At 61.5% G+C, this 496-nt stretch carries 1 pseudogene; it reads left to right on the top strand.

The annotated features are described in order from the left end of the window. Positions 1 to 230: 230 nt before the first annotated feature. Positions 231 to 496, top strand: a pseudogene (locus EN786_RS36055) (lipopolysaccharide heptosyltransferase II); the annotation flags it as partial.

The raw sequence follows: 496 nt of genomic DNA, 5'->3' as shown, positions 1-496 counted from the left end.
GGCCGCTTCTTCGAGACCGACGAGGAGTTCGCCCGCGGCCTTGCCGAAATCGGAGACCTGCCGGCGAGACGATGCCGCCAGTCGGCCGCGGACAGGTTCCCGATCGAGAAGACGGCGAAAGCCTATCTGGAACTCTATGCGCGCATCCTTGATGGCGAAGCGCTTCCGTGACAAATCACCGTCATATCAGCCATTGATGGCAATTGTTCCGGGTCTAAAGGTAGCGCCTGTTGCGTCCCATCCTCGTCTTCTGCTTGCCGGCGATCGGTGACTTCATCCGTTGCCATTCGGCAATCCAGATCCTTGCGGAGAAGTTTCCGGGGCATCCGATCGACGTCGCCACCTCACGGCTCGCCGCGCCGCTGGCGCGGCTAATGCCGCATATTCGCAAGACATGGATCGTCGAGAAGCACTGGGAGCCTGGGCTGAAAGAGCGGGCTGGCCTGGCGCGCGAAATCCGCAAGGAGGACTACCAGGCGGCCTATATGCTCACCAG

This window comes from Mesorhizobium sp. M4B.F.Ca.ET.143.01.1.1, from assembly GCF_004792275.1.
GTDB classification, from domain to species: Bacteria; Pseudomonadota; Alphaproteobacteria; order Rhizobiales; family Rhizobiaceae; genus Mesorhizobium; species Mesorhizobium abyssinicae.
This window is presented reverse-complemented; position numbering and strand designations above follow the sequence as displayed.